The sequence below is a fragment of the Hoylesella timonensis S9-PR14 genome, assembly GCF_000762405.1.
GTDB lineage: Bacteria > Bacteroidota > Bacteroidia > Bacteroidales > Bacteroidaceae > Prevotella > Prevotella timonensis_A.
The window spans coordinates 1-2318 of sequence record NZ_JRPQ01000219.1; the positions used below are offsets into that span (position 1 = coordinate 1).

2 protein-coding genes and 1 pseudogene are annotated in these 2318 nt (G+C 46.5%); all 3 read left to right on the top strand.

What is annotated here, in order from left to right:
* Positions 1 to 726, top strand: a pseudogene (locus tag HMPREF9304_RS11890) (site-specific integrase); the annotation flags it as partial.
* A gap of 4 nt (positions 727 to 730) precedes the next feature.
* A complete protein-coding gene (locus tag HMPREF9304_RS11895; RefSeq protein WP_036929480.1) occupies positions 731 to 1999 on the top strand; it encodes a site-specific integrase in 1269 nt (422 codons plus the stop codon).
* Positions 2000 to 2050: 51 nt separating this feature from the next.
* Positions 2051 to 2318: DUF1896 family protein (locus HMPREF9304_RS11900; RefSeq protein ID WP_036929482.1), on the top strand; the 268-nt coding region annotated here is incomplete at its 3' end.

Sequence of the window (2318 nt, forward strand, 5' to 3'; positions counted from 1 at the left end):
TTTATCGAGGGCTTCGAGTATTATCTCACCATTGACCGAAANCTGAAACGCAGCAGNATATCNAGTACCTTNTCNACNTTGCAGACCATNGTCCGCATGGCGGTGAAGAAAGGCGTGCTGGACTTCTATCCGTTCTTGGGCTACAGTTACGAGCGACCAAAAGGCGAACCGAGAANCATNACGCANGANGAACTANAANANATNATNGACTTGGAGATTGAGTGGGANAACTACCGCATTGTCCGTGATNTNTTNGTCTTNTCCTGCTTCACAGGNCTGGCNATCTCAGATGTCCGCAATCTTCGGGAGGAGAATATCGTCACTGAAGAAGGCAAACTCTGCATCAAGGGCAGACGCATGAAGACCAAGACCCCGTATCGTGTACANGTNCTTCCCCCTGCGCNGNCNATNATGNANCGNTANAGNGGNATANGNGCAGGCTTTGTCTTTGACGTGCCGACCNCCGACATTGTCCTCAATGGTATGCACTACATACAACGAAACATCGGCATGGAAACTCCGCTAACCTTCCACATGGCTCGCCATACCTTTGCTTCGCTTATCACGCTCTCGGCAGGCGTTCCTATCGAAACGGTGAGCCGTATGCTCGGACACACCAACCTGAGAACGACACAGGTATATGCAGCGGTTTCCTCCGAAAGAATCCATCGGGATATGCAAGCGATACAGCAGCGAATACAAGATACATTCACCTTAAAACTTTGACATTATGGCACGAAGCACATTCAAGACACTCTTTTATATCAATCGCTCCAAAGAGAAGAAGAACGGCAAATGCCCAATTATGGGGCGCATCACCATAGACGGAGAACAAGTACAATACAGCACGGGCAAGGAGATTGCTCCTGAACTTTGGGACAGCCATAAGGGACGGTGCAAGGGAACAGGTGAAGAAACAAAGGAAATCAACCGCTACTTGCAAACCAAAGAGGAACAAGCCAAAGCGAAGTATCAAGAATTAGTCTGGCAACGTGGCTATATTACCGCTGAGTTGCTGAAGCGTGAACTTATGGAAGAAGACAAGCCCAAAGGTTTTCTTATGGAGGAAGCACGACTTTTCATAGAGGAAAAGCGTCCTTGCGTAGGAATAACGGTAGCCAAGCCGACCTTTGCCAACTACATCTATGCCACACAACTCATTGAGGCTTATTTGCGTGAACGCTTGGGGCTGGAGGATATTCGCTACTCATCGCTTGACTATGGTTTTATCGAAGGGCTGGACTTCTACCTCAAATCAGAGCGCAACCTTTCTCTTGCCACTATTCAGATTGTGGTCATTTTCCTAAGAAAGCTCATCGGCATAGGTCAGCAGAAGAAGTATATCCGTATCGATCCGTTTGCGGACTACAAGGCAGAACTGCCACATCGCACACGCAGGTATCTCACTACGGAGGAATTGCAGAGGGTCCTGCAAACACCCATAATTGACAAGCAGTTTGAGCGAGCAAGGCAACTCTTTCTTTTCTGTGCTTTCACTGGTTTGGCTCGTGTGGACATGCAACGGCTCAAACCAAAAAACATCATCCATAATTCAGACGGCACGGAGGAAATCCGTATCAAAAGGCAGAAAACGGACGTAGAAGCTATCATTCCACTTTTGCCTATTGCCAAGCAAATCCTTTCACTCTATATCAAAAACAAGAAAGTAGACGACTTGATATTCCCCAATCTCACAATAAGGAAAGCATCCTTTGCGTGTATGAACATCGGGCAGATATGCCGGATAGAGAAAGGTTTGACCTTCCACATGGCTCGCCACACATTCTCTACCACGATTTGCCTTTCCAATGGTATTTCGATGGAAACGCTCAGCAAGATGCTCGGACACAGCAATATCGGTACGACACAAATTTACGGAAAGATAACCGACCATAAGATACAAGAGGATATGACCGCACTCACTGACAGAGAGCATTCAGCCTTTGAAGAATATTGTGAGTCGATAGCACGGCAGAAAGTGCCACGGCAACAAGCATAAAAGGAAGGAATTGCCAAACATATATTATTCACGATTGAAAAACAAACAGTTATGAAAGAGAACAACAAACAGGAACTTTCTTACTTTCGATTGAAGTTAAGAAGTTACATGAGTGAGCATCACCCCGAAAAGTTGCAAGATACGGAGTTTATCACTGCACGGGCAGATATGGCTCTCACAGCTTACTGCGATGCCGTGGCGCAAGGTTTTAAGCACCCCGAAGCGGAAAGCATGGCAAGCGAGGTCTTGTATCAGGGCTTGCACTTTTCCAAGTATGATACGCTTGTATCCGTATTGGAAAACGAGTTTGAAAGGGAAC